The organism is Veillonella magna DSM 19857 (assembly GCF_000428745.1).
GTDB classification, from domain to species: domain Bacteria; phylum Bacillota; class Negativicutes; order Veillonellales; family Veillonellaceae; genus Veillonella_A; species Veillonella_A magna.
Window position 1 is genome coordinate 47086 of sequence record NZ_AUAN01000005.1, and the last position, 24312, is coordinate 71397.

General features: G+C 43.3%; 21 protein-coding genes, 1 tRNA gene, 1 other RNA gene and 1 pseudogene. All 24 read right to left on the reverse strand.

Features of this window, described 5'->3' with window-relative positions:
- Positions 1–10: 10 nt before the first annotated feature.
- Positions 11–811, reverse strand: a complete 801-nt coding sequence (locus G344_RS0101980; protein WP_028254728.1) for a metal ABC transporter permease — start codon at positions 809–811, stop codon at positions 11–13.
- A gap of 1 nt (position 812) precedes the next feature.
- Positions 813–1526, reverse strand: coding sequence for a metal ABC transporter ATP-binding protein (locus G344_RS0101985; protein WP_028254729.1), 714 nt, complete (start codon positions 1524–1526; stop codon positions 813–815).
- A gap of 130 nt (positions 1527–1656) precedes the next feature.
- Entirely contained in the window at positions 1657–2526 is an 870-nt protein-coding gene (locus tag G344_RS0101990) for a C40 family peptidase (RefSeq protein ID WP_028254730.1), read from the reverse strand.
- Between the two features lie 32 nt (positions 2527–2558).
- Positions 2559–3503, reverse strand: a complete 945-nt coding sequence (locus tag G344_RS0101995; protein ID WP_028254731.1) for a glycosyltransferase family 2 protein — start codon at positions 3501–3503, stop codon at positions 2559–2561.
- A gap of 98 nt (positions 3504–3601) precedes the next feature.
- On the reverse strand, positions 3602–3979 hold the full coding sequence (locus tag G344_RS0102000; RefSeq protein WP_028254732.1) for a hydrogenase expression/formation C-terminal domain-containing protein: 378 nt from the start codon (positions 3977–3979) through the stop codon (positions 3602–3604).
- Positions 3972–4457 (reverse strand): annotated as a pseudogene (locus G344_RS11975) (HyaD/HybD family hydrogenase maturation endopeptidase); the annotation flags it as partial. The pseudogene G344_RS11975 and the gene G344_RS0102000, both read right to left, overlap by 8 nt.
- On the reverse strand, positions 4450–5160 hold the full coding sequence (gene cybH / locus G344_RS11980; RefSeq protein WP_028254734.1) for a Ni/Fe-hydrogenase, b-type cytochrome subunit: 711 nt from the start codon (positions 5158–5160) through the stop codon (positions 4450–4452). The pseudogene G344_RS11975 and the gene cybH, both read right to left, overlap by 8 nt.
- Positions 5161–5175: 15 nt before the next feature.
- Positions 5176–7077, reverse strand: coding sequence for a nickel-dependent hydrogenase large subunit (locus G344_RS0102015; RefSeq protein WP_028254735.1), 1902 nt, complete (start codon positions 7075–7077; stop codon positions 5176–5178).
- Positions 7077–8234, reverse strand: a complete 1158-nt coding sequence (locus tag G344_RS0102020) for a hydrogenase small subunit (RefSeq protein WP_028254736.1) — start codon at positions 8232–8234, stop codon at positions 7077–7079. The genes G344_RS0102015 and G344_RS0102020 overlap by 1 nt, the downstream gene beginning before the upstream one ends.
- Before the next feature lie 230 nt (positions 8235–8464).
- Entirely contained in the window at positions 8465–8788 is a 324-nt protein-coding gene (gene trxA / locus G344_RS0102025) for a thioredoxin (RefSeq protein WP_038154742.1), read from the reverse strand.
- Positions 8789–8993: 205 nt separating this feature from the next.
- Positions 8994–9342, reverse strand: an RNA gene (rnpB, locus tag G344_RS11370) — RNase P RNA component class A.
- 43 nt (positions 9343–9385) lie between these two features.
- On the reverse strand, positions 9386–10504 hold the full coding sequence (locus G344_RS0102030) for a Nif3-like dinuclear metal center hexameric protein (RefSeq protein ID WP_028254738.1): 1119 nt from the start codon (positions 10502–10504) through the stop codon (positions 9386–9388).
- On the reverse strand, positions 10501–11196 hold the full coding sequence (locus G344_RS11360) for a tRNA (adenine(22)-N(1))-methyltransferase (protein WP_028254739.1): 696 nt from the start codon (positions 11194–11196) through the stop codon (positions 10501–10503). Before G344_RS11360 ends, G344_RS0102030 begins: the two co-directional genes overlap by 4 nt.
- 68 nt (positions 11197–11264) lie before the next feature.
- A tRNA-Ile gene (locus G344_RS0102040) sits at positions 11265–11339 on the reverse strand.
- A gap of 81 nt (positions 11340–11420) precedes the next feature.
- Complete coding sequence (rpoD, locus tag G344_RS0102045; RefSeq protein WP_071838080.1) at positions 11421–12617, reverse strand: RNA polymerase sigma factor RpoD; 1197 nt, start codon at positions 12615–12617, stop codon at positions 11421–11423.
- On the reverse strand, positions 12617–14386 hold the full coding sequence (gene dnaG, locus G344_RS0102050) for a DNA primase (protein WP_028254741.1): 1770 nt from the start codon (positions 14384–14386) through the stop codon (positions 12617–12619). Before dnaG ends, rpoD begins: the two co-directional genes overlap by 1 nt.
- A gap of 393 nt (positions 14387–14779) precedes the next feature.
- Positions 14780–16324 carry a ribonuclease Y gene (rny, locus tag G344_RS0102055; RefSeq protein WP_028254742.1) on the reverse strand — a complete coding sequence of 515 codons (1545 nt, stop codon included), beginning with the start codon at positions 16322–16324 and terminating at the stop codon, positions 14780–14782.
- 205 nt (positions 16325–16529) lie between these two features.
- Positions 16530–17093 carry a regulatory protein RecX gene (locus G344_RS11365; RefSeq protein ID WP_028254743.1) on the reverse strand — a complete coding sequence of 188 codons (564 nt, stop codon included), beginning with the start codon at positions 17091–17093 and terminating at the stop codon, positions 16530–16532.
- Positions 17094–17124: 31 nt separating this feature from the next.
- A complete protein-coding gene (recA, locus tag G344_RS0102065) occupies positions 17125–18165 on the reverse strand; it encodes a recombinase RecA (protein ID WP_028254744.1) in 1041 nt (346 codons plus the stop codon).
- Positions 18162–19415 carry a competence/damage-inducible protein A gene (locus G344_RS0102070; protein WP_028254745.1) on the reverse strand — a complete coding sequence of 418 codons (1254 nt, stop codon included), beginning with the start codon at positions 19413–19415 and terminating at the stop codon, positions 18162–18164. Before G344_RS0102070 ends, recA begins: the two co-directional genes overlap by 4 nt.
- The gene (rimO, locus tag G344_RS0102075; RefSeq protein ID WP_028254746.1) at positions 19412–20755 is read right to left on the reverse strand and encodes a 30S ribosomal protein S12 methylthiotransferase RimO; all 1344 of its coding nucleotides are present in this window, start codon (positions 20753–20755) and stop codon (positions 19412–19414) included. The genes G344_RS0102070 and rimO overlap by 4 nt, the downstream gene beginning before the upstream one ends.
- Before the next feature lie 3 nt (positions 20756–20758).
- Positions 20759–21799: an extracellular solute-binding protein gene (locus G344_RS0102080; protein WP_028254747.1), complete on the reverse strand. Its 1041-nt coding sequence runs from the start codon at positions 21797–21799 to the stop codon at positions 20759–20761.
- 23 nt (positions 21800–21822) lie between these two features.
- On the reverse strand, positions 21823–23823 hold the full coding sequence (locus tag G344_RS10460) for a YgiQ family radical SAM protein (protein ID WP_083963043.1): 2001 nt from the start codon (positions 23821–23823) through the stop codon (positions 21823–21825).
- A gap of 36 nt (positions 23824–23859) precedes the next feature.
- Entirely contained in the window at positions 23860–24309 is a 450-nt protein-coding gene (locus G344_RS0102090; protein ID WP_028254748.1) for a helix-turn-helix domain-containing protein, read from the reverse strand.
- Positions 24310–24312 lie beyond the last annotated feature (3 nt).

Sequence of the window (24312 nt, forward strand, 5' to 3'; positions counted from 1 at the left end):
CATATCTTCTCTATTTGTATAGCAACGAACCGATGAAGGTAATCGCATACAACGCAATAGCTGTCATTACAATGGTACCACCCGGCGCAATATCGCCGAAGAAAGCAATCAAAAGACCACCCACCACCGATATCAGCGAATACGCCACCGCCAATGCCATAGTAGTTTTAAAGCCCTTGCGCCAAAGATGAGCCGTTGCCACCGGTACTATCATCAAAGCACTGATGAGCAAGATTCCCACAACCGTCATGCCCATGACGATAACCAAGGCTGTTAATATAGAAAACAGCATATTGATACGGCCTACATTGACACCGGCCGTGACTGCAACTTCTTCGTCAAAGGATGTCAATAATAGGCGCGAATAAATTTGACTAATAATACCAATCACAACTAAAGCTACCACACCAATGGATATAATATCTGCTTCGCTAACTGTCAGAATGCTACCAAACAAAAAGTTCAGCAATCCCGTACTGGGCATCTTTGTAATTGTCGAAAAAATAACAGCCAATGCCAAACCGGCATAAAAGAACAATGCTAAAATCATATCCGTGTATTGATTCTGACGTCGTCGTATAAGCTCGATTCCCACGGCAGCGGCCACTGTCAAACCGGCGGCTCCCAACGGTGGATACCAATTAAGTAATGAAGCCCCAGTAACACCGGCAAAAGCAATATGGCCTAATCCATCACCTAACAATGATTGCCTTTTAATAACAATAAACATGCCGATTAACGGGCACATAACAGCGACAATAACACCTGCCAGTAACGCCCGTTGCATAAAGGAATATGCCAATAAATCCATCTTACCCTCCTATATGCCAAGACAATGCCGTTCCCATATGACTTTCCAAGAATCCTTGGCAGTCCCCTTGGTAACATACATGGCGATCCACGCAAATCACCTCATCTGCCACCTTGGCGGCTTCCGTAATATCGTGGGTAACCATAATAATAGTCAAGCCCTGTCGGCACAAAGACCGCAACAGTTCAAAAATATGAGCACTAGCCTTCATATCAACACCGCTGGTAGGTTCATCTAATAATAAATACTTAGAATGGCGTGCTAATGCCTGCGCAATCATGACTCGTTGTTGCTGACCGCCTGACAACTCTCCTATACGGCGATCGCGCAACTCCCACATACCTACCTTGTGAAGTGCATCCTCTATCCGCTGCTGTCGTTCATGGCGCGATACATAGGCTTGTACCAATAAGCCCAATCCTACAATTTCATATACCGTCGCCGGAAATTGTGAGGCATTTTTATTGTAAATTTGCGGTACCAAGTGAATGAGTCCCTGCCGCTGTGCCTCGCCAACACTCCGTCCGTCAATAGTCACTTTCCCTTCTTCCGGTGAAAGCAATCCGGCAACAAGTCGTAGCAATGTTGTCTTACCGGCTCCGTTAGGTCCTACTACGATAGTAAATGTTCCTGCCGGTATCACTAATGATAAATCTTGTACGATATCTTCTTGCTCATAGGAAAAGTACACCTTTTCCAAGCGAATCTCACCCATATCATCTCTCCTGACAAAACTCTGTATATATTATTTATGATTACCATACAGTATCAAAAAGGAGGCTTACGCCTCCTTTCTAATTCCGTATATATTGTCTATCTATGACCAATGCATAGTTATAGCCTGACTACATAACACGCTTAGCGCCAATGTAGCGACTTCCCCAATATCCACCGGATAAATCGGCAATGGCTACGCCTCGACTGCTAGTAGCACTGATAAAGCGTCCGTTACCGATATAAATACCGGAGTGAGATACACCTGGTTCATAGGTTTCAAAGAATACCAAGTCACCGGGTTGTAAATGCTGTTTATCTACAGCTTTCCCCACATTATACTGTTCATCAGCCATGCGCGGTAGGTTAATACCGGCTTTTGCAAATACATAACGCGTGTAACCGGAACAATCAAATCCTTGCGGTGTCGTTCCCCCAAATACATAAGGAACACCTTTATATTGTTCGGCTACGGCCAGCAATGATTTCACTTCCTTTGACATTGTTGTCGTCGCTGCAAACTTAAAGTCTTCATCTACGGGATCACGATGAATGCCGCTAAATAAACTGTCGTCAGCACTGCCTTTGCGTACTGCCTTTTTGCCCACTCCTTGCTTGCTGCTCGCAGCTCGCTTTGCCGCTGCCGCACGGCTGTCTGCCATTTCCTTATCCAGTTTGGCTTTAGCCATTCGGGTAATCTTACCTACCCGACTCTCGTTAAACGGCTTACCCATAATAGCCTTATAGGTATCCGGTCCGGTAATCCCGTCTACTTCCATATGATGATCTCGTTGAAACAGGCGGACCGCCCATTTAGTATTGGCATCGTATTCACCGTTAACACGTGCCTTATACCCGTAGGTAACCAGCTTTTTTTGGAGATCTACTATATCGCCGCCCTTATCGCCGTATTTATAGCCCGCTGCCTGTGCAACAGCTGTACTACCTACCAGCAAAGCCGCCATTAGCATCACTCGTATTGCTTTATAACTGCGTCTCATGTATGGTCCTCGCTATTTTTACAAACTATACTCTACTTTTTCTCATCACCCGCATCAAAGTGAAAACTATCTTTCACCCAATATAACGGGCGATGCTTAACTTCTTCAAACACGCGTCCTACATATTCACCGATAATGCCGATGCATATAAGCTGTACACCACCGAGAAAGAAAATTGCTACTCCCAGCGTAGCCCAGCCACTGACTGCGTCGTCCGTAAAGAAATGAACAAATAAAATATGTAAAATCATAAGCAGACTCAAGAGCCCGCACAATAAGCCGATATAAAACGACATGCGCAACGGCACATTCGAAAAGGCCGCTATTCCGTCCAATGCAAAATGAAGCATCTTCCGTACACTGAACTTAGACTTCCCCGCAAATCGAGGTGGTGCTACAAAATGTACCTCCGCCTGTTTAAATCCTAAATCGCCGACTATACCACGTAGAAATCGCCCATGTTCACGGAATTTAAGAAGAGTGGCTAACGCTCTGCGATTCATTAATCTAAAATCAGAGCCACCCTCCACGATAGGCACATTCGCCATCAAATTCATTAGTTTATAGTAGTATTTAGACGTAAATGCCTTCGCCCAACTGGCATCTTCCGTAGAATCTCGTATAGTGCGTACCACATCGTAGCCTTCTTCCCAATGCCGTACCAGCTCGGGGATCAGTGCCGGCGGATGCTGCATATCACCGTCCATAGTTATAATCGCATCCCCTTTGGCATGATCAAGGCCACAGGTTAATGCTAATTGATGTCCAAAATTACGTGCTAACAAATACACGCGCACCGAAGCATCTTCTTCAGCGATATGATGTAACATAACAGCCGAATTATCAGAAGACCCATCATCCACAAAAATAATTTCATGTTCATACGGCAAAGTTGCCAATACGTCCTTAACAGATGAGTAAAACTTCTTTATATTATCCTCTTCATTATATACAGGAACTACTATCGATAAAAGCATGTCATTCCTCCATCGTCTATCCGATACTCTATTTTACAATACTAAGAGGAAAATTACCAGTTAAAAAAATCGTCCCCCTTTCGGGAGACGATTTGCTATTACAGTGCGGCTGCTTCTATCCACTCTTGCAGTTCGCTTTCAGCTTCTTCCATATCTTCTTCATAGGCACCGCACAGCGATGGATACCGCGCCACCTCAACCGTATAGACGATGGCTTCGTCACGTCCGTTGCGGAACGTGCCTACCCAAATACCGGAAAATCGCGTTTCATACCATTCCACCGGTTGATCCGTTTCGGAAAAGGTAATCGTTATATGACCACGACCTAATGTTTCCAATACTTCTACTTGTTCTTCCTGTGTCAATCCCGTATTTTCAATATAAAGAGTATATGTTTCACCGGATTCACGTAATGTTTTTAATGCTAATTTGAGCTCTCCCAAAATAGTTGCTACATTACTGTAATTCTCAATCATCTTTTTTCTTCACCTCCACGCCCCAGTTCATTAACACGGCTATAATCCGCTGTTTCATATCCGGCATAGCCTGCTGAACAAGCGGTGTCGGTTCCAATCCAATATCAAGACTCATCGGCTCTACCCCGATAACCACCGCATCATCCAGAGGATCTTCCTGGAGAGCGCGAATCCGCAAGATATCCTGCATGCCAACTTCATGTACGGAAATGTGCTCCGTAAAGTATGTTTCTGTTTCTTGGTGTAAAAACTCATACACTGTTCCCGGGGCCTCGCCACCTTGCACCGCATCTACCAGTAACAATTTTTTCATACCGCGCATATAGCTAAGGAGCTCCATTCCCATCGTGCCGCCGTCAACAATATTAATTTCCGGCGTAAACGTATAGTCTTGGCGCATTTCATTTACTACGTGCACACCAACGCCTTCATCACTAAGAAGTATGTTGCCTACCCCCAAGAGGGTAATACTATTTTCTGTCGCCATACAAATCCTCTATATCTTCCGGATCATCCGGGTAAAACTTCATGCCCGATACCATACTGGATACTTCGCCAGACTCTTCCATAACATCTTCTCGGAATGCCAAGTACACGTGCATAACGGTAAAGAGTAAGAAAGCCCACGCAATATAGTGATGGATAATGTGGATTTCATATTCCGTAAACAGCATGTTCAAAGGATTGAAAATTAAAGCCAACCAACTGTCCGGTCGAATCTGCGAGTACATGGCCAGACCTGTTGCAATTTCCAACACGAATAAAATATAGATAATGAAATAACTGGTACGTGCCAATGAATTGCGGAGTACCCGGTGTTCACGTTGTTGCGGCAGCATCAAGTAATGTGTTGTAGTCTGCCATAAGCCACGCCAATACCGACGTTTATTGAAACGAGGCAACAAGCGGTCTCCACGATAGCGAATAGCTCCGTAGATACGGAACACAAAGGAAAAAATTAAGATAAATGCCGCTGTAAAATGAATACGGCGTATCATTTCCATAGAAAACCAGCTATTAATTGCCTCTGCCGGTTCCCGTCCTGTAAAGTTAATAAATCCCGGGTCACCAATATATAACCCGCTCCAAAATAGAGCCGTTACACTAAGTACCATAGTCCAATGGAAAATCCTAAGCCATAGGCTAAACACACGGTAAGGCTTTTTCTGTCGTTGCAGCATATACATCCCTCCTCGTTATTTGCACAAGGCATCCGTATTCACAGAAACGATTTCCTCACCTTTTTTGTTATAGAGATGTGTCGAACAAGCTAGGCATGGGTCGAAGGAGTGAATTCCCTTTAAAATTTCCAACGGCTTATCCGCAATTTTCACCTTCGTATCAATCATGTTAGATTCATAGGCACCGTGTTCGTTTGCTATAGTCTTTGGACATGCATTCCAAGTTGTCGGCACAATACACTGATAGTTATCAATCTTACCGTCTTTGATAACGCACCAATGACCGAGGCCACCACGCGGAGCATCTAATACGCCAACACCTTTAGCTTCCTTCGGCCATGTATTCGGATCGAATTTTTCCGTATTAGCTACTACTGTATCGCCGCCTTTAATATTACTTACAAGCTTGTCAAAGAAATACTGGCTCAGCGAAGCTGCTACTTGTGCATCCAATGCACGGCATGCGGTACGACCTACGGTACTGCACATCCACACATGAGCCGGTACGCCGATTACGGAAGATACTGCATCAACCTGTTTTACCATTAGCGCTTCTGCCCATGTCGGATTTTTGATGATGCCTTGTTTTACCTTAGTATACACTACGATATATTTAGCCAACGGGCCTACTTCGCAAGCCTTGCCCTGGAAAGTTGGCGATTTAATCCAGGAATACTTTTTGGTTTCATCCAAAAATTCCCAATGTTCTTTAGTTCCTGTCTTAGGACCGGTATAGTTTGGCTTTGTAATCCCTTCCGACGGATGTAATGACTTAGTACCGTCAGGATAGTTGTACCACGAGTGTTCTACTTCTTCCGTCAAGAATTGCGGATCCATCAAGTCTTTACCTTCCAAATTGGTAAAAACAGCTTTGTCCACGCCTTGTTCAAAGTTTTCAACAACGCCGTTAGCACGTACCATAGCCTTTTTAAAATAATCGCCATTACTGATGCCGCTATATGGTTCATCAGGATAACCGCCATACGCCAATACGCGTTTTTTGGACAAGCCCCCACCATCTACCATGCCGGCTTTTACATACATGTGACCGATAGCCAATACGTCCGGCAAATAGTAATAATCTACTAAATCATGTGCCATAGAAATGGATTCATCTACTACAGCCAAGCGAGCCGTGTTGATAGGTGCGTTCATATCATCCATAGAGATAGAACACGGCATACCACCTACGATATAGTGCGGATGCGGATTTTTACCGCCGAAAACAACATGCGGGGTTACAATATCACGCTGGCGATCCAACACAGCTAAGTAATGAGCTACACCCATAAGATGTACTTCCGGAGGCAACAATTTATAATCCGGGTGATCCCACCACTGCGCTGCAAAAATCCCAAGTTGACCACTATCAACAATCTTCTTAATCTTTGCCTGTACAGCTGCATAGTACGTAGCATTTCCCTTAGGGAATTCCTTAGGATATGCCGATGTTTTAGATTGTACATCAGCCGGTTCCAAACCACTGATGTTGTAGGTTTTTAAAACAGTTTCCTGTAAAGCTGCCGTCTTTGCCGGATCCGCCTGCAGTGCTTCCAAAGGGCTTACCCAGTCTAACGCATGCAAATGGTAAAAGTGAACGATATGGTCGTGCACATCCAAACAGCTATGCATAATATTGCGAATATAGTTAGCATTTTTAGGAATCTGAATTCCCAATGCATCTTCTACAGAACGCAATGATGCTAATGCGTGAGTCGATGTACATACACCACAAATACGCTGTACAAATGCCCATACATCACGAGGATCACGGTCCTTGGCAACCAGCTCGATACCACGCCAAGCCGTGCCGCTGGACAAGGCATCTTGCACCTGGCCGGTAGCCTCATCTACAGATACTTCTACGCGCAAATGACCTTCAATACGCGTTACGGGGTCAACGACTACACGTTTCATTACTGATTACCTCCTTCGTCATCCGTCGGCGCAGACTTCTGTGCCTCTTTCTTAGCCGCCATTTCAGCTTCTAATTTCTTTTCTTCCTGAATGCTGTCATATTTATGTTTAGCCAACGTTATACCACCGTGAGCTACCACGGCGCCAAAAGCGGTGAAACCAGCAATTGTTCCCAGTGTATCGGCATTCGTAATCGTATTAGCCGTGTGTACCTGAGGTAAGCGTTGATAGAAATTGTCGTTATCCCAGAAGCCGCGTTCGCTACAACCGATGCAACCATGACCGGACTGAATCGGATACGACAAGCCATTCCACCATCGTAGGTTACCGCAAGAGTTATATGTTACTGGACCGCGGCATCCCATCTTGTACAAGCACCAACCTGCCTTAGCGCCTTCATCATCAAAGCGTTCTACAAACAACCCAGAGTCAAAGAACGGACGGCGATAGCATGTATCATGAATACGATTGCCATAAAATTGTTTTGGCCGACCTTCTACATCAAGCGGCGGAATTTCACCAAACAATGCGTAATGCATAATAACACCGGTCATAACTTCCGGAATCGGAGGACAGCCCGGTACCTTAATTATTTTCTTACCGGATACCACCGAAGATACAGAAACAGTATTGGTTGGATTAGGCTTTGCCGCCTGTATACCGCCCCACGCTGCACAAGATCCGTACTCGATAATAAAAGCAGCTCCTTCGGCACATTCTTTAAGAACATCCACAAACGGACGACCTGCTACCATACAATAAGTACCATTGTCATCCAAAGGTACACCGCCTTCTACGGCCAATACATATTTACCCCGTTTTGTCTTAAGAATATCATGCAAATGATGTTCGAACGGCTCACCCGCAGCAGCTGCCAATGTATCAGTGTATTCTAAAGCAATCATGTTTAAAATAACATCCGATGCAAAAGGCGAAGTGGATCGAATAAAAGATTCATCACAGCCTGTACATTCATGACCGTGCAACCAAATTACCGTCGGCAACTCTTTAGCTTCTGCCGCTTCTACTACACGATTCAAGAAGGTTGGCGGCATACCCAAAATCGCGGTCAATGCTACACACGATTTCATAAATGTACGACGACTTAATTTTCTTTCCCGGAATAAATTCCAAAGGCTATTGGTCTTTTCTTTCACAGGTAGACCTCCTCTTTGTCACTCAACAACACGTTTGCCGGCTCGAAGCCTTTATACCCACCGCAGTGTCTATAAAGGGTCCGATGCTATATTTCCACAGAGTAGTTAACCACAATATAGAAAAATACTCCGTAAAAACCACTATAATTCTCTTTGGATTATATTAATTTTATTAAGCAATAACTTGCAACTCGTATCAACAACAGTATTGTTATCTACTTAGTCGTTGTCTACTTAATGGAATTAATAATGGATACAATCGTATCTGCCGGTTTATAGCCAACGATGCGATCAACTTCTTTACCCTTACGGAACGCAATCATAGTCGGTACCCCTTGTACTTCGTGTTTAAGGGCTAACTCCTTCAATTCATCTACATCTACTTTGACCACGTTCAACTCATTTTCCATGCTTTCTGCTAACTTTTCAATTTCCGGGGCCATCAACTTACACGGCGCACACCATGTGGCCTCGAAATCGACTAACACAAGACGATCATCTACGTTGAGACACTCATTAAAGGCCTCTGCCGTATGAACAACTTCCAATGCCATAATTATCCTCCCATGGTACCTACATACCTAATACTACATATAACTTTATTATCAACTTCATAATTCTTGGATAAAACTTTTATCCATCATAAGTATATCATTTTTAACGTCTGATTTTTATCAATTTTTATTGATAAACTTAAAAATATTGCTTTACCAAAAAATTTGGTGCACATATAAAACAAAACCGCTCCGAGGAGCGGTTTTGAGCAAGCAATCAATAAGCCGAGTTCTGTTCTGCAAAGCAGTGGCGATTATCTTTCTAGACATATAGTTACCTATATGCTCAAGCGGCACAACCCGAAAGGTAGGCGGGCCACCCTTAACCCTTTCCTATTCGGCCTTGCTCCGGATGGGGTTTACCGAGCCGATACATTACTGCATCGCTGGTGCGCTCTTACCGACACCGTTCCACCCTTACCGCATACGCGGCGGTTTACTTTTCTGTGGCACTATTCCCTATGGTCACCCACGCCGGACGTTATCCGGCATCCTGCCCTATGGAGCTCGGACTTTCCTCGAACCAACGGCTCGCAATCGCCTTTCATACTTGCTGTTCCTAAGTCTACCATACATGGATAGACTGGTCAATTATATTTAAAAGAAAAAGTCTTTTTGTCCGTTAAAGACTGTTACCGGTACAGATTTTTCCGCTTCTGCCAAATTGATATTAATTTGTGCCGCCAACAATGCAGCCGCACCTTCTTCGGTGCCAAAATGACCTGCATCTATTACGGTGATTCCCATTTCCTTAGCCAACTGCATATCGTGATATTTTACATCTCCCGTTATATAAACGTCAGCGCCGGCCGATGCCGCTGCTCCGATAAACTCTGCCCCACTGCCCGTACAGAGTGCAACACGACTGACAGTTTCTTTTCTTGCTCCACCGAAACGTGGTTGACTACGGGCAAAAGCAATGTTAACCAAAGATGCAAAATCATCCCATGACAGGGTATCCGCCAGTGTTCCTATGCGTCCGATACTATGCACCGTGGTTGGTTCAACCAATTCGTATACATCGTAAGCAACTTCTTCATACGGATGCGCCGCTTTCATAGCAGCAATTATCTCCTGCAAACAATTCTGAGGGGCAATCGTTTCCAAACGAACTTCCTCAACAGCTGTCATTTCATTAATACGACCGATAAATGGGCTCGTTCCTGCATGAGGCTTGAAGGTTCCCACACCGTTAGCGCCAAATGTACAATGGCTATATCCTCCGATGTAACCGGCACCGGCATCCCCCATAGCCAGGCGAACCTCTTCTACATGCGTTGTCGGTACAAAGCAAACAATTTTATACATCATGTCTTGTCCTGTCTTCGACAATCCCTTTACATCCATCAAACCGATTTTGGCCGCGGCTAAATCATTTAATCCACCCCGTGCCACATCAAGATTGGTATGCGCACTGTACACAGCTATGCCATGCATAATAAGATCAGCAATCATTCGCCCCTTTGTTGTACTGTAATCAATGTGTTTCAAGCCTTTAAAAAATAATGGATGATGACTGACAATCATGTTTGCCTTTGCTTTAATAGTAGCCTGTACCGCCTCCGGTGTTACATCCAATGTTGTCAAAATTCCGGTAACCTTCTCTTCACAATCACCGATCTGTAATCCCGGATTATCCCAGGATTCGGCTAAATGTAATGGAGCTAACGCCTCAACAGCACATTGTATATCTTTTACACGTACATCAGTATTCATAACATCTCCTCCAATTCTTCCAGCTCGCCAGCAACAACCACCATCTTTTGTGCACTTTCAGCACTTTCTGCTCCGCTTCTTAACGCGCGAAGAACGCGCTGTCGTCTAGTAATTAAATACGATACATATGCTTTCCACAGCGGATCACCCAAAGCTCCTGCTAAGCCACCGACTTCCCACTGTACCGATGCCAAAGGCACTTCTGCATAATACGATGATGCAAATTGATTTTTTTCTACAAGCCACACATCATAAAAGTGTCGCCCTTCATATACTAATCGCTCGTCAGTAATACCATAGCCTGCCTTAGCCAACCATTGTCGAAGCTCTCTACGGCCATTCTGTGGCTGCAATACATAATACGGCAATAACTCCGGTCCACTTTCGATAATATTCTTCATCAAAAAACCTCCCATGCCACACATGATGGCTCCGTCTATTTCCCCTTTCTCTGTAACGGTTAATCCATTTCCTAAGCGACATTCGACGCGCATCGTCATATTTTGTTCTTCCACATAGGCCTGCGCCGATTGCAATGGTCCTTCATTTACATCGATAGCAATTACGCGATGTGCTTTTTCCATTTCCACTAACGCTACTGCTAAATATCCATGGTCAGTACCTACATCAGCTATTGTTCTACTCATCGGAGTAATAGCCAATGCCGTTTCCAACCGTTTTGTCAATTTCATGACTTCCTCCTCGTATAAAAAAACCTCCTGAAGCTGTATCCGCTTCAGGAGGTTCGTAAGTGTATGCTTGGTGGGCCCACCTGGGATCGAACCAGGGACCGACCGGTTATGAGCCGGTTGCTCTACCCCTGAGCTATAGGCCCATAGGGAAATACTTACGTATTTCGTACCCATATATTATAGCCAATAGATGGGACTTTCGTCAAGCATAAGCAACCTACACATTATAAGAAGTCTTTAATTTTGTCACGTTTCCCTCGGTTACGCAGTTTTGTCAGTGCTTTGCCTTCGATCTGACGAATTCGTTCACGAGTAACATTAAAATGCTGTCCTACTTCTTCCAATGTACGTGGCTTACCATCTTTTAGTCCAAAGCGAAGAATCAACACCTGCTGCTCTCTTTCCGTCAAACAAGTAAATACTTCTTGAATCTGCTCGCGCAACAAAATATAACTGGCCGCATCATCCGGCGCAATTGCATCTTGGTCTTCGATAAAATCACCTAAATGCGAATCTTCTTCTTCCCCAATCGGCGTTTCTAACGATACTGGTTCCTGCGCAATCTTCTGTATTTCACGAACGCGTTCTACACTGATTCCCATACCTTCGGCAATTTCTTCCGGTAGAGGTTCTCTGCCTTTATCCTGTAATAATTGACGAGAAATGCGAATCAACTTATTAATCGTTTCTACCATGTGAACCGGAATACGAATCGTACGTGCCTGATCTGCAATGGCACGGGTAATCGCTTGACGAATCCACCACGTAGCATAGGTAGAAAATTTATACCCTTTGGTGTAATCAAACTTATCAACGGCTTTAATCAAGCCTAAGTTTCCTTCTTGAATCAAATCAAGAAATAGCATACCACGACCGACATAGCGCTTGGCAATACTAACGACCAATCGTAAGTTTGCATCGATCAACTTCTGTTTAGCTTTTTCTCCGGCTTTCATTTCTTTATAAGAAGCGTCCTCCTTGGCACCGGCTTCAATTTGCTGAGCCAAGAGAATTTCTTCATCTGCCGACAACAGTGGTACTCGTCCGATTTCCTTTAAATACATGCGCACGGGATCGTCAATATTAACGCCTTCCGGAATGCTCAAATCAAGACTTACTTCCTTGGCTTCACGTACATCATCGCTTTCATCATCTTCGTCAATAATATCATCTTGCGAGTTTACTGTGTCGTCATCAGTAATAACATCTATGTTACTTTTTTGCAAAATTTCATACATATCATCCAGCTGCTCTGCTGTTAGTTCTACTTCTTCATGAAGAGCATCTGTAATTTCCTTACTCGTCAACGACCCATTTTTTCTACCTTTAGCCAACAATTGCTCTATTATTTCCTCTAATCGGGATTTTGTTTTCTTAGATACACTCTTAGCCACAGCGCTCTTCCTTTCCTTTCGTATCATTACGACCACTCATTAATTAATGCTTGTATCTCCTGACACCGTCTTAACTCTTCCACAAACTTTGAATCGCCAGCTCTACTCAGTTGGTCCGCCAGTACACTATGTGCCTTGTACTGCTCACGCAATGAACGAAGGCGAACAGCTCGTATATATACATCAAGCTTACTTTCCTCATAGGCATCATCACCGATTACCATCAACCGAGACAATTCATTTGTCTCCTCTTCATCAAATACAGACTCCAATGCGGTGAATGTCCAGGCTTCTCCCGAAGCACTTAGCATTGCCATTTTATCCAGCATAGACCTATGAACCGACATCGTAATATCCTCTTTCGGTAAATATGCCATCACTCGTTCATAAGCCGCCTTACTTCCGACTGTCATTGCCATTAGCGCATCCTCTTCCGACGATGACGCTTCCACAGTTACATTAGGAGCTGCTTCTTTTTCTAATGTTACATTCCCTTTCGCCAAAAATTGTCTAAAATGACGAAATACACTAGATGTATCCATCCATAAGGGCAAAGCCAAAGCACGTAAATAACCCTCTCTCTGCACTTGGTTACTGGTTGCCGCAATAAAAGGGAATACCTCTTCTAATACAGCCTGCTTTCCCTGTATATCTGTACTATCATAACGTATCAGCGCATCATTTAGTAAAAACTCGAAAGGCTTCACCGCCTTATCAACCAATGCTAAGAAGGCTTCCGGTCCATGATTGCGCACATAGTCATCTGGATCTTTGCCATCCGGCATGGCCACAACACGTACTTTAAACTCTGTATTTTGCAATAATTCAATAGCTCGCCGTGCCGCTTTTTGTCCGGCACCATCCATATCATAGGCCAGCACAACCTCATCCGCCTGCCTCAACAGTAGTCTCCCGTGGTCTTTGGTATACGCTGTTCCCAGCGAAGCCACCACATTAGTAACACCACGATTATGAGCACTGATAACATCCATGTAACCTTCAACTAAAATAGCCTGTCGTTTTTCACGGATAGCACGATATGCTTTATCAAAAGCAAATAATAAATGCCCTTTATTGAAAATAACATTTTCCGGTGAGTTTAAATATTTAGGCGTACTGTCATCGAGCACCCGTCCACCAAAGCCGACTACTCTTCCTTTGCCATCACAAATGGGAAACATGACACGATTTCGGAAATAGTCATATACACGGCCATTATTCCCTTGCCTACAAAGCCCCGTCTCTACCAGAAGACCGGGGGAAATTCCGCGTTCCGTAAAAGCACGATACAACCGATCCCAACTATCCGGAGCAAAGCCTAACTGAAACCGTGCAATAGTCTCATCTGATAACCCACGGTTTCGTAGATACGCAAGACCAGTCTTTCCCATTTCTGTTTTTGTCAAACAATTATGAAAGAATGTAGTTGCTAATTGATTTACTTCATATAACTCTTGCCGATGCGCATTGCGCTTTCTTTCTTCAGCACTCAGTTCCGCCGTTGGCAAGGGAATATTGGCTCTTGCTGCCAGCCGTTCTAAAGCCTCTGGAAAGGTGAGATTTTCGTATCGCATTAGAAAGTTTATGGCATTTCCGGAAGCGTGACATCCAAAGCAATAAAAAAAGCCCTTTTCCGGAGTCACACTGAAGGAGGGCGTCTTCTCATTATGAAACGGGCAACAGCCCCAGTAGTTTTTTCCCTTCTTCTTCAATGCCACATGCTCAGAAATGACCGCCACTATATCATTCGCTTCCTTAATACGCTCTATTAAGTCATTGTCAAAATGTCTGCTCATTTCCTCACATCCTATCTATAACTCACATTATATTAGTTCTACAAAAAATACAGATTCTCCTTTTTTTCACAACAACTTTCCCCTTTGAATTTAACCAATCCGTTTCTTTTGTAGCATTGACATATATTACAATTCCATACGTTTCCTTGAAATCCTTCTTTTTCTTTATGATTTTTCTTTATCTGTTCTATGCCTTTCATTTACTTGGCAGCCGTATCTATCTTTTGCCTATATTAACAATCTGTTTCTGCTAATCTCCTTCCCTTATACAAATCGTAACTCATAAAAATCATACAAGCTTCTCCACCTCACATAGCTTATTCTCCCGAACGTAAAGAAGACTGCGTCCTCATCTTTTATGCGATGAAAACGCAGTCCTTACTTCATTGATTATTATTTTGCGTAATCCACAACACGGGTTTCACGAATAATAACTACTTTAATCTGTCCCGGATATTCAAGCTCAGCTTCAATTCGTTTAACGATATTACGAACAAGTAATGTAGCTTCTGCTTCATCAACCTTATCCGGCTTTACCATCACACGAATTTCACGGCCCGCCTGAATAGCAAAACATTTTTCAACACCATCAAAGGACTCGGCAATTTCCTCTAACTTAGTTAAGCGCTTCAAATAATTTTCCAATGTTTCGCGACGTGCTCCTGGACGTGCTGCCGAAATAGCATCGGCCGCAGCCACCAGCACTGCTTCTACGGATTTAAATTCTTCATCACCATGATGGGCACCAATACAATTTTGTACAGCTGCACTTTCATGGTATTTCTTAGCCACATCTATACCGATCTGTACATGTGAGCCCTCCATGTCATGATCCAAGGCTTTTCCCAAGTCATGAAGTAATCCACCACGTTTAGCCAAAGCTACATCGCAACCTAATTCGGCTGCCATCATCCCGGCTAAGTGAGATACTTCTATGGAGTGCTTAAGTACATTTTGACCGTAGCTGGTACGGTATTTCAAGCGACCCAAAATCCGGATAATTTCAGGATGCAAGCCATGTACATCGGCTTCAAAGGTTGCCTGTTCACCGGCATCCTTAATCGTCTGATCTACTTCCTTACGCGCCTTGCCAACCATCTCTTCAATGCGCGCCGGATGAATACGTCCGTCAACAATTAATTTCTCCAACGCAATACGTGCCACTTCGCGTCGAATCGGATCAAAGCCCGATAAAATAACCGCCTCCGGTGTATCATCAATAATTAAATCAATCCCTGTAAGCGTTTCTAATGCACGAATATTACGCCCCTCACGGCCGATAATACGACCCTTCATTTCATCGTTAGGAAGTGCCACTACAGAAACCGTGGATTCCGCTACATGATCGGCAGCACATCGTTGGATAGCACCGGCAATAATTTCGCGGGCATTCTTTTCCGCGTCCTCTTTAGCCTGCTGTTCCAATTCTTTAACCATAACAGCCGTTTCATGTTTAATTTCCTGCTCTACGTTTGAGAGCAACATGTTTTTTGCTTCTTCAAATGTCATACCGGAAATTCGTTCCAGCTCTGCCATCTGCTTATCGTAAAGACCTTGAATCTTTTCACGATATGCATTAGCTTCATGTTCCTTGCGCTGCAAGGTTTCTTCTTTTTTCTCCAAGGTGTCGAGTTTCTTATCCAAGTGCTCTTCCTTTTGGAGAATACGGCGTTCCATACGTTGTAATTCTACTCGGCGATCACGCTGTTCTTTTTCTACATCTGCGCGAAGCTTGTGAATCTCTTCCTTAGCTTCCAACAAAGCTTCTTTTTTCTTGGATTCAGCCATACGTTCACCGTCAGCGATGATACGTGATGCCTCCACCTCTGCTTGATTTAATTTACCTTCCGCAATATTTTTACGCAGAAAATAACCAACGCCAAGACCGATGAGTACCATTACAACTGCAATAATACTGTACTCTAAAATCGTTCTCACCTCCTCTATACAAAAGTGAGAAGCCGATATATATCGGCTTCTCCCGGTTTGCCGTCTATCTACCATCAATTGTTATAGCCTATTAAGGCTACTTTAATTGTATTCTGTACACCTTGAGATGTCAAGGTCTGGCACATATACGGTCTTTATTCACTTTATATAGAATCATATATTCTATTCCATATGTCGCATGTCATTTATACCATTATACAGTTCTACTTGTATCTGCTTCATACATTGCCACAATCTCTCGAATCGTATGCATGGAAAAACCACGGTTATGCAATACTTTCATCATCTTATATTGTATCGCTTGGCGACTAGCCGCATCAATCGGTGCAGTATCATACTCTTCTGATGCTCTATCCGCATCTACGTTAGTATCATCTATATACACATATGACTCATCTTCAAAGGGCCATAAGCCTTTTTGCTGTAAAATCCGTCTAGCTGCCACCGTTTCATCGTATGAAGAAAAAGCCGAACCGATGGAAAGTCCACGTTGCTGCATTTTTTGCCGAATATAAACAGCGCTGTATTTCTCAGCTTCCATATATAAACGCAATGCTTCTTTCGAAAGTCGCTCATCATCCAAGTAGCCTAATTCTATTAATCGTTGTTCGACACGCTCTATTAATTCTCCCGAAACCTTCTTTTGCCGTAATTTTTGTCGCAATTCCATACAACTTAAAAAGCGAGCACTTAAAAACCGCATGGCTTGATCCATAGCCGCTTCATAGGTATCAATTGCTTTTCTTTTAAATCCCATAAACTATCACACACTATCACTGAAGTACATCTTATTCGTCTTCGTGCGCTTCTTCACCAACAACATCAAATGTCTCCGGTTCTGCCATTAATGTATCTCGGATAATGGTATCGATTTCTTTAGCAATCTCCTTATGTTCGCGTAAGTAGTCTTTAGCCGCTTCCTTGCCTTGTCCCATACGTTCATCATTGTAAGAATACCACGCACCGGACTTTTTTATTATATCCATAGACACACCAATGTCGATTAATGTACCTTCATAAGAAACGCCTGTGCCATACATCAAGTCAAATTCTGCTGTCTTGAACGGAGGTGCCACCTTATTTTTTACTACCTTGACCTTGGTACGACTACCTACATTTTCATTATTCTGCTTAATTACTTCACCTTTTCGTACATCCAAACGAATGGTCGAATAGAATTTTAATGCTCTACCGCCTGTAGTCGTCTCCGGATTGCCGAACATGATACCTACCTTTTCACGCAATTGATTGATAAAAATAACTACGGCTCTTGATTTGCTAATAATCCCTGTCAATTTGCGCAGTGCCTTACTCATTAACCGAGCCTGAAGACCTACATGAGCGTCCCCCATTTCGCCTTCAATTTCGGCTTTAGGCACCAAAGCTGCTACGGAATCGACAACAATCATATCAACCGCACCACTGCGCACTAATGATTCAGTAATTTCCAATGCCTGTTCACCACAGTCAGGCTGTGATACAAGTAAATTATTAATATCCACACCTAAGTTACGTGCATATACCGGATCTAATGCATGTTCCGCATCAATAAATGCCGCTATACCGCCCGCTTTTTGTGCTTCTGCAATAGCGTGTAGTGCCACTGTTGTTTTGCCGGATGATTCAGGACCGTATATTTCTATTACGCGTCCACGAGGAAATCCCCCAACACCAACAGCTAAATCAATAGCCAAACACCCTGAGGAAATAACCTCAATATTCATACGATCGACCACATCGCCAAGGCGCATGATAGCTCCTTTACCATAATCTTTTTCTATCTTTTTTAACGCATTATCTAACGCCTGTTCTCTGCCGTCCATACTCATTTCCTTTCTTCTTGCATATACACAAGTAAACAATGTAATGCATATTCTGCTGCACTTTGTCTAATACTTTCTCTGTTACCAATAAAATCATTGCGAAAAGCTCTTGTACCATTTGGTCCAGAAACGCCAAACCAAACAAGGCCTACCGGTTTTTCAGCTGTACCTCCTCCGGGTCCGGCAATACCGGTTGTCGAAATACCATAGGTAGTGCCCACACTCCGTCGGGTTCCTTCAGCCATAGCCTTAGCTACTTGCTCACTAACTGCGCCATATTCAACGAGCATTTCTTCTGGAACCTCCAATAACCGCGCTTTCACATCATTGCTATACGATAAAATGCCGCCCATAAAGTAAGCACTACTCCCAGGTAAATTTGTTAAACGTTTACCCACCAAACCGGCTGTACAAGATTCTGCTGTAGCTACAGTTCCCTGTCTTACAAGCAATGCTGTTGCCACAGTTTCTTCAATATTATCAGTCAAACTTCTACGCCGATTGGTGGGAATGCGCTCTTCAATATATTTCTTCCACGGTGCCAATAGCAGCTCTGCTGCAGTTTTGCTCTCACCACGCGCGGTTATGCGAAGTTCTATATAGCCATTCTTTATTAAAAACGCAATTGTAGGATTAGACTGTGACTTTACTAAATCCATAAACATATTCTCAAGCGCCAACTCACGGTAGCCATATACCGCGTAACGCTCCGATAAGACAACACCCTGATTACCAAAATGCTGCTGTAAGTACGGCACTACCGCCTCGGTATACACAGCCTTCATTTCTGCCGGCGGCCCTGGTAGTAAAATAAAAGTTGTTTCCGTTGCTTCATCATAATAAGCAATTCCCGGAGCCACACCACAACTATTGTGGAGAATTGTACTATCCGGCAATGCCATCATTTCTCGCTCACTGGCCGGAGGAACTTCACGCTTACGCTTCTTAAAAAATTCCTCCACCTCACAGCGCGCCATTTCATTTTTCACCAATTCACTACCGACTGCTATAGCCAGTGAATCTCTGGTTATATCTCCCTGTGTGGGACCCAATCCGCCGGTACTAACTACAATGTCGGCACGCCCGGCCGCCGTAATAAAACTGTCACACATACGTTGACTGTTATCACCAATTGTCGTCTGATGTGTCACCGAATATCCCAAACGATTGAACTCGCGGGCCAACCAGGCTGCATTGGTATTAATCGTATCTCCCAATAACAGCTCGGAGCCCGTGGATATTAGTTCTACTATCATTTTTCTACCTCACAAATAACATCGTAAGCAAACCCTTGTACTACTGTAACAGGTACAATATCACCTTCTGACAAACCTTCTGCATTTTCAATATACATATTGCCATCCACGTCAGGAGCTTGTACCTCTAAGCGCCCTTTGGCTAATAAAGTACCATCCTCATTTTCTTCCATACTTTCGATAATGCCTTGATGGTGTGTTCCTTCTAAATCTCGATTATTCTCTTCTGATATAGCCGCCTGGATAGCCATTAACGTATGGTATCGCTCTTCTTTAACTTCCTCCGGTACTTGATCTTCCATAGCTCCGGCCGGAGTTCCCTCTTCACGAGAATATGTGAAAACGCCCATATTATCAAAACGCACTGTTTTTACAAAATCACACAGCTCTTTAAATTCTTCATCCGTTTCTCCCGGGAACCCAACAATAATTGACGTACGCAATGTTACATGATTTGCTTTCGCACGAACATTCGTTAACAAGCGCTCAATATCAGCTCTGGAATCCTTGCGATTCATACGTTTCAATATACGATCATTGATATGTTGCAATGGTAAGTCAATATAATTACAGATTTTCGGTTCATTAACAATAACATCTAGCAACTCATCGGTAAAATATTTGGGATACAAATATAACAAACGATACCACTGAATGCCATCTATTTTAACTAGCTCTTTCAGTAACTCTGTCAACATCGGCGTACCATTATTCAAATCAGCGCCATAACTCGTTGTATCTTGAGCAATTAAATTAATTTCCTTCACGCCCATATCAGCCAATTTAGTAACTTCTTCTACAATCGACTCTATACTACGGCTACGATAGCGCCCACGCACTTTTGGGATAATACAAAAGGTACATCCGTTATTGCAGCCTTCCGATATTTTTACATAGGCACTGTAGGTCGGTGTTGTTTGCATACGAGGCATACGCTCGTTATAAATATTGGTAATTGAATCCATAATACATGCTCGATTACCATCCTCTACCGCATGCAAGGCCTCCATAATCCGGTGCCAGGATCCGGTACCGATAAGTGCATCAATTTCAGGAATTTCTCGGAATAATTCTTCTTGGTACTGCTGACTTAAACATCCGGCTACCACTAATGCCTTGCAGGAGCCAAACTTTTTGTACTCCGCCATTTCCAATATAGTATTTACGGATTCTTCTTTCGCTTTTTCAATGAAGGTACACGTATTAACGATGATTACTGATGCTTCTGATAAATCATCCACAATTTGATATCCATTATCTTTTAATACACCTAGCATCACCTCGGTATCTACTAAATTTTTAGCACAGCCTAAACTCACATAGCCTAATTTTTTGTTCATCTGTTAATTACCCTTTCTAAATCGCACTTGACTAATCCAATCATTTAGCAAACGTTTCTTGCCTTCTTCTGTATAATCGCCTTTAGTTTCTAACAGCACTGCCTCACGACCTAACGAATCCGTCAAATGTGTCACCTCCGGATTAGTAAATCCGAAATACATGTCATTACTCTGAAGGAATTGTGCCGTCTGTTTAGAAAGCAGCCACTTAATAAAACGCTCACTTTCTTCTTTATTTTTTGTACTCTTTAACACAGCAGTTCCCGTTAAATAATATGGAGTACCGTCTAATGGAAAAATTACTTTCAACGGATACTTGTGCTCTTCATATTGATGTGCATCGGAATAATTCCCGATGCCTATGTCGGTTTCCCCTAATGCAGCTAATCGCACCGGAGTTGTTAAGAACTTAGCATACTGGACTACATGAGGTTTTAGCTCCATAAAATACTGTAGACCTTCTGCTTCACCGCGCGTTTCTATGAATCCATATAAAATATTGGCAGCGCCTCGGGCCGCTACAAAATCAGTCATGACTACCGTCCAGTCACCGGGCATAGCCAAGGAGTGCCATGTATTAATATAACGCCCTTCGCCATTGTAAAACTGAATATTTTGTACAAATACAACCGGATCATACCATGTTCCAACCCACAGCCCATCCGGCTGTTTAAATCGATTAGATATTTCATCAATTCCTTCGCTTAGAACCGGTATAAACTGTCCATACTTTTCACCAATATGTAGATTATCCCGTGATGTCAATACAATATCTCCGGTACGGTCGGCTTCCGATAACGTCATACGTACTGCCATCTGTTCCTCCGTAAGCGGTAGCACATGCACACGTACATGATACAAAAGCTCATATTGCTGTGTCAGAAGCTTTGTCAATGTGTTAGGAAGGTCACTGTACATAGTAAGCTCCGCACGTATAGGTATGGCCGTTCTCTCTTGTTGTCTACTGTTTTCTATATAGGCGCCTATACCAAGAATGCTGAGTACAAAGATAATTAACAGGCCAATTAGCCAATATCTTCGCATTCATCTCCTCTCCCTTCCACTAATTACACACGGCCTTTATAAAACCCTTCTTTTTTTCGTCTGTTTTCTTTTTTACCTATACCTATATGATGTAGGTCATTTTTCTTTTCTCTCCCCACCCGATTTTTCAATCGCTGTGATGCTGGAGACGCACTATCGAATGCAGTAGCTTCTCGTCTAGCTTTTTTCATTCGTTTATGACTGCTCTTATTCGTATTTCTATGGCGATACTCCTTAATAGGACGCGGCGGAATTAAACACTTTTCCCCGAATCCAATAAGATCTTGACGCCCGGCTATTAGGAGTGCTTCCTTAACCAAGTTATAGTTATCAGGATTTTTATACTGCATTAAAGCTCTCTGCATGGCCTTTTCTCTTGCTTTTTTTGCAACATAAACCAATTCTCCCGTGAGAGGATTAATTCCTGTATAATACATTGCCGTTGACAAGCTACCCGGTGTAGGAATAAAGTCTTGTACTTGTTCCGGAGTCATATGCTGATCGCGCAAAAACTCAGCCAATTCAATAGCATCATCCAATGTACATCCCGGATGAGAACTCATAAAATAAGGGACCAAATACTGCTTCAGCCCTAATTGATGATTCGCTTTTTCAAAGGCTTCCTTAAACTTTAAAAAGCACGCTTTATCAGCCTTTCCCATAATAGAAGTCACTTTATCAGCGACATGCTCTGGAGCTACTTTAAGCTGTCCGCTCACATGATATTGACATAATTCCTTAATAAAATCCATGTTATTATCCGCTAGTACGTAATCGTAACGCAATCCGGATCGGATAAACACCTTTTTTACGCCCTTTAGAGCTCGTAGCTTACGAAGTAATGCTGTATAGTCATCATGGCTGGTATCTAAATTAGGACACACCTTCGGAGCTGCACATGTTTTTCCTTTGCATGCGCCATAAGTAGCTTGCTTCTTACATGCTAAATGTCGAAAATTTGCTGTAGGCCCTCCTACATCATGGATATATCCCTTAAATGAATCCATAGAAATCATACGTTTAGCTTCTGCCAACAATGATTCATGGCTACGGTTCTGTATTATGCGCCCTTGATGACTAGTAATGGCACAAAAGGAGCAACTACCAAAACACCCCCTCTGGCTGACCAGACTAAATTGCACCTCATGCAATGCCGGTACTCCCCCTTGTTCATCATAACGTGGATGCCAACGGCGCGCATAAGGCAAACTATAAATTTCATCCATTTCAGCCTGGCTTAACGGCATAGCTGGACTGTTTTGTACTACATAACGATCACCATGTGCCTGCACTACGGTACGACCATAATACGGATCCTGCTCATCATACTGTAATTTAAACGCTTCCGCAAAAGTATGTTTGCTTGCTATTACCGCTTCGTAGGAAGGACATTGTACTGCCCCATCAGGTATTTGCTTAGCCATATATGTAATGCCTTTAATATTAGGTAGAGATTCTTCAAATCGTCCTTTGTCCAGCGCCTCTGCTAATGCCACGATTTGCTTCTCTCCCATACCGTAAATCAATGCATCTGCCTTACTGTCTACCAATATAGAACGTCGCACGGTATCCGACCAATAATCATAGTGGGCAAACCGTCGTAAACTAGCTTCGATACCGCCAATAATTACCGGTACACCTTTAAATGCCTCCCGCATACGATTAGCATACACCAATGTGGCCCGTTCGGGACGATGCCCTTCTTCGCCGCCCGGCGAATAATCATCATTGTGTCGAATTCGTTTGGCCGCCGTAAATTTATTTAACATCGAGTCCAAGTTTCCGGCCGTCACCAATGAGGCCAAGCGCGGCCTTCCTAAAACTTTAAATGCATTAACATCATGCCAATCCGGTTGAGCAATAATACCAACACGGTAGCCTTTATGCTCCAGCAAACGTCCAATAACGGAGCCGGCGAAAGAAGGATGGTCCACATACGCATCACCGGTAACCAAAACAAAATCCAACTCTTCCCAACCTCGTTGCTTCATTTCTTCCGATGTAGTAATCAAAAATTCATTCATCATACTGTTATGTACCTTTCTACGGCGTACTTTGTTCTAAAAAATAAACAGCCAAAATAAAAAGATTATTACCAGCACGGCAATAACTGCCACTGTAATTCTTTCTTGTGCCATAACCTTTTTACGCCGTTCCCTTCGCGTTGTGTATGGCAAGCGTTGCGGTGTAGGCTTTATCATTTCTGGCTTATGCTCGACATCTTCATGTGCTCTTAATTTACGTGGTTGCATACGACGCAAAGGAACACCTATCGTTTCACCGATAGAAGCCTTGTACCCATCAACCAATCGCTGTTTATCCAATCCGAGAAACTCAGCATAATTACTAATAAAGCCCTTCACATACACAGCTCCGGGAATAACTCCGTAATTATCTTGCTCCAGTGCTTCCAAATAAGCAGCTTTAATATGCAGCACCTCTTCCGCATCATGCAATGTGAGACCCCTTCGATGACGTTCACGCTGTAATTCTTCTCCGATGGATGCCACTGT

Excerpts from the sequence above, each read along its gene's own strand:
- G344_RS0101980 (WP_028254728.1), bottom strand. The coding sequence starts at position 811 with ATGGATTTATTGGCATATTCCTTTATGCAACGGGCGTTACTGGCAGGT.
- G344_RS0101985 (WP_028254729.1), bottom strand. The coding sequence starts at position 1,526 with ATGGGTGAGATTCGCTTGGAAAAGGTGTACTTTTCCTATGAGCAAGAA.
- G344_RS0101990 (WP_028254730.1), bottom strand. The coding sequence starts at position 2,526 with ATGAGACGCAGTTATAAAGCAATACGAGTGATGCTAATGGCGGCTTTG.
- G344_RS0101995 (WP_028254731.1), bottom strand. The coding sequence starts at position 3,503 with ATGCTTTTATCGATAGTAGTTCCTGTATATAATGAAGAGGATAATATA.
- G344_RS0102000 (WP_028254732.1), bottom strand. The coding sequence starts at position 3,979 with ATGATTGAGAATTACAGTAATGTAGCAACTATTTTGGGAGAGCTCAAA.
- cybH (WP_028254734.1), bottom strand. The coding sequence starts at position 5,160 with ATGCTGCAACGACAGAAAAAGCCTTACCGTGTGTTTAGCCTATGGCTT.
- G344_RS0102015 (WP_028254735.1), bottom strand. The coding sequence starts at position 7,077 with ATGAAACGTGTAGTCGTTGACCCCGTAACGCGTATTGAAGGTCATTTG.
- trxA (WP_038154742.1), bottom strand. The coding sequence starts at position 8,788 with ATGGCATTGGAAGTTGTTCATACGGCAGAGGCCTTTAATGAGTGTCTC.
- G344_RS0102030 (WP_028254738.1), bottom strand. The coding sequence starts at position 10,504 with ATGAATACTGATGTACGTGTAAAAGATATACAATGTGCTGTTGAGGCG.
- G344_RS11360 (WP_028254739.1), bottom strand. The coding sequence starts at position 11,196 with ATGAAATTGACAAAACGGTTGGAAACGGCATTGGCTATTACTCCGATG.
- rpoD (WP_071838080.1), bottom strand. The coding sequence starts at position 12,617 with ATGATACGAAAGGAAAGGAAGAGCGCTGTGGCTAAGAGTGTATCTAAG.
- dnaG (WP_028254741.1), bottom strand. The coding sequence starts at position 14,386 with ATGAGCAGACATTTTGACAATGACTTAATAGAGCGTATTAAGGAAGCG.
- G344_RS11365 (WP_028254743.1), bottom strand. The coding sequence starts at position 17,093 with ATGGGATTTAAAAGAAAAGCAATTGATACCTATGAAGCGGCTATGGAT.
- recA (WP_028254744.1), bottom strand. The coding sequence starts at position 18,165 with ATGAGTATGGACGGCAGAGAACAGGCGTTAGATAATGCGTTAAAAAAG.
- G344_RS0102070 (WP_028254745.1), bottom strand. The coding sequence starts at position 19,415 with ATGATAGTAGAACTAATATCCACGGGCTCCGAGCTGTTATTGGGAGAT.
- rimO (WP_028254746.1), bottom strand. The coding sequence starts at position 20,755 with ATGAACAAAAAATTAGGCTATGTGAGTTTAGGCTGTGCTAAAAATTTA.
- G344_RS0102080 (WP_028254747.1), bottom strand. The coding sequence starts at position 21,799 with ATGCGAAGATATTGGCTAATTGGCCTGTTAATTATCTTTGTACTCAGC.
- G344_RS10460 (WP_083963043.1), bottom strand. The coding sequence starts at position 23,823 with ATGAATGAATTTTTGATTACTACATCGGAAGAAATGAAGCAACGAGGT.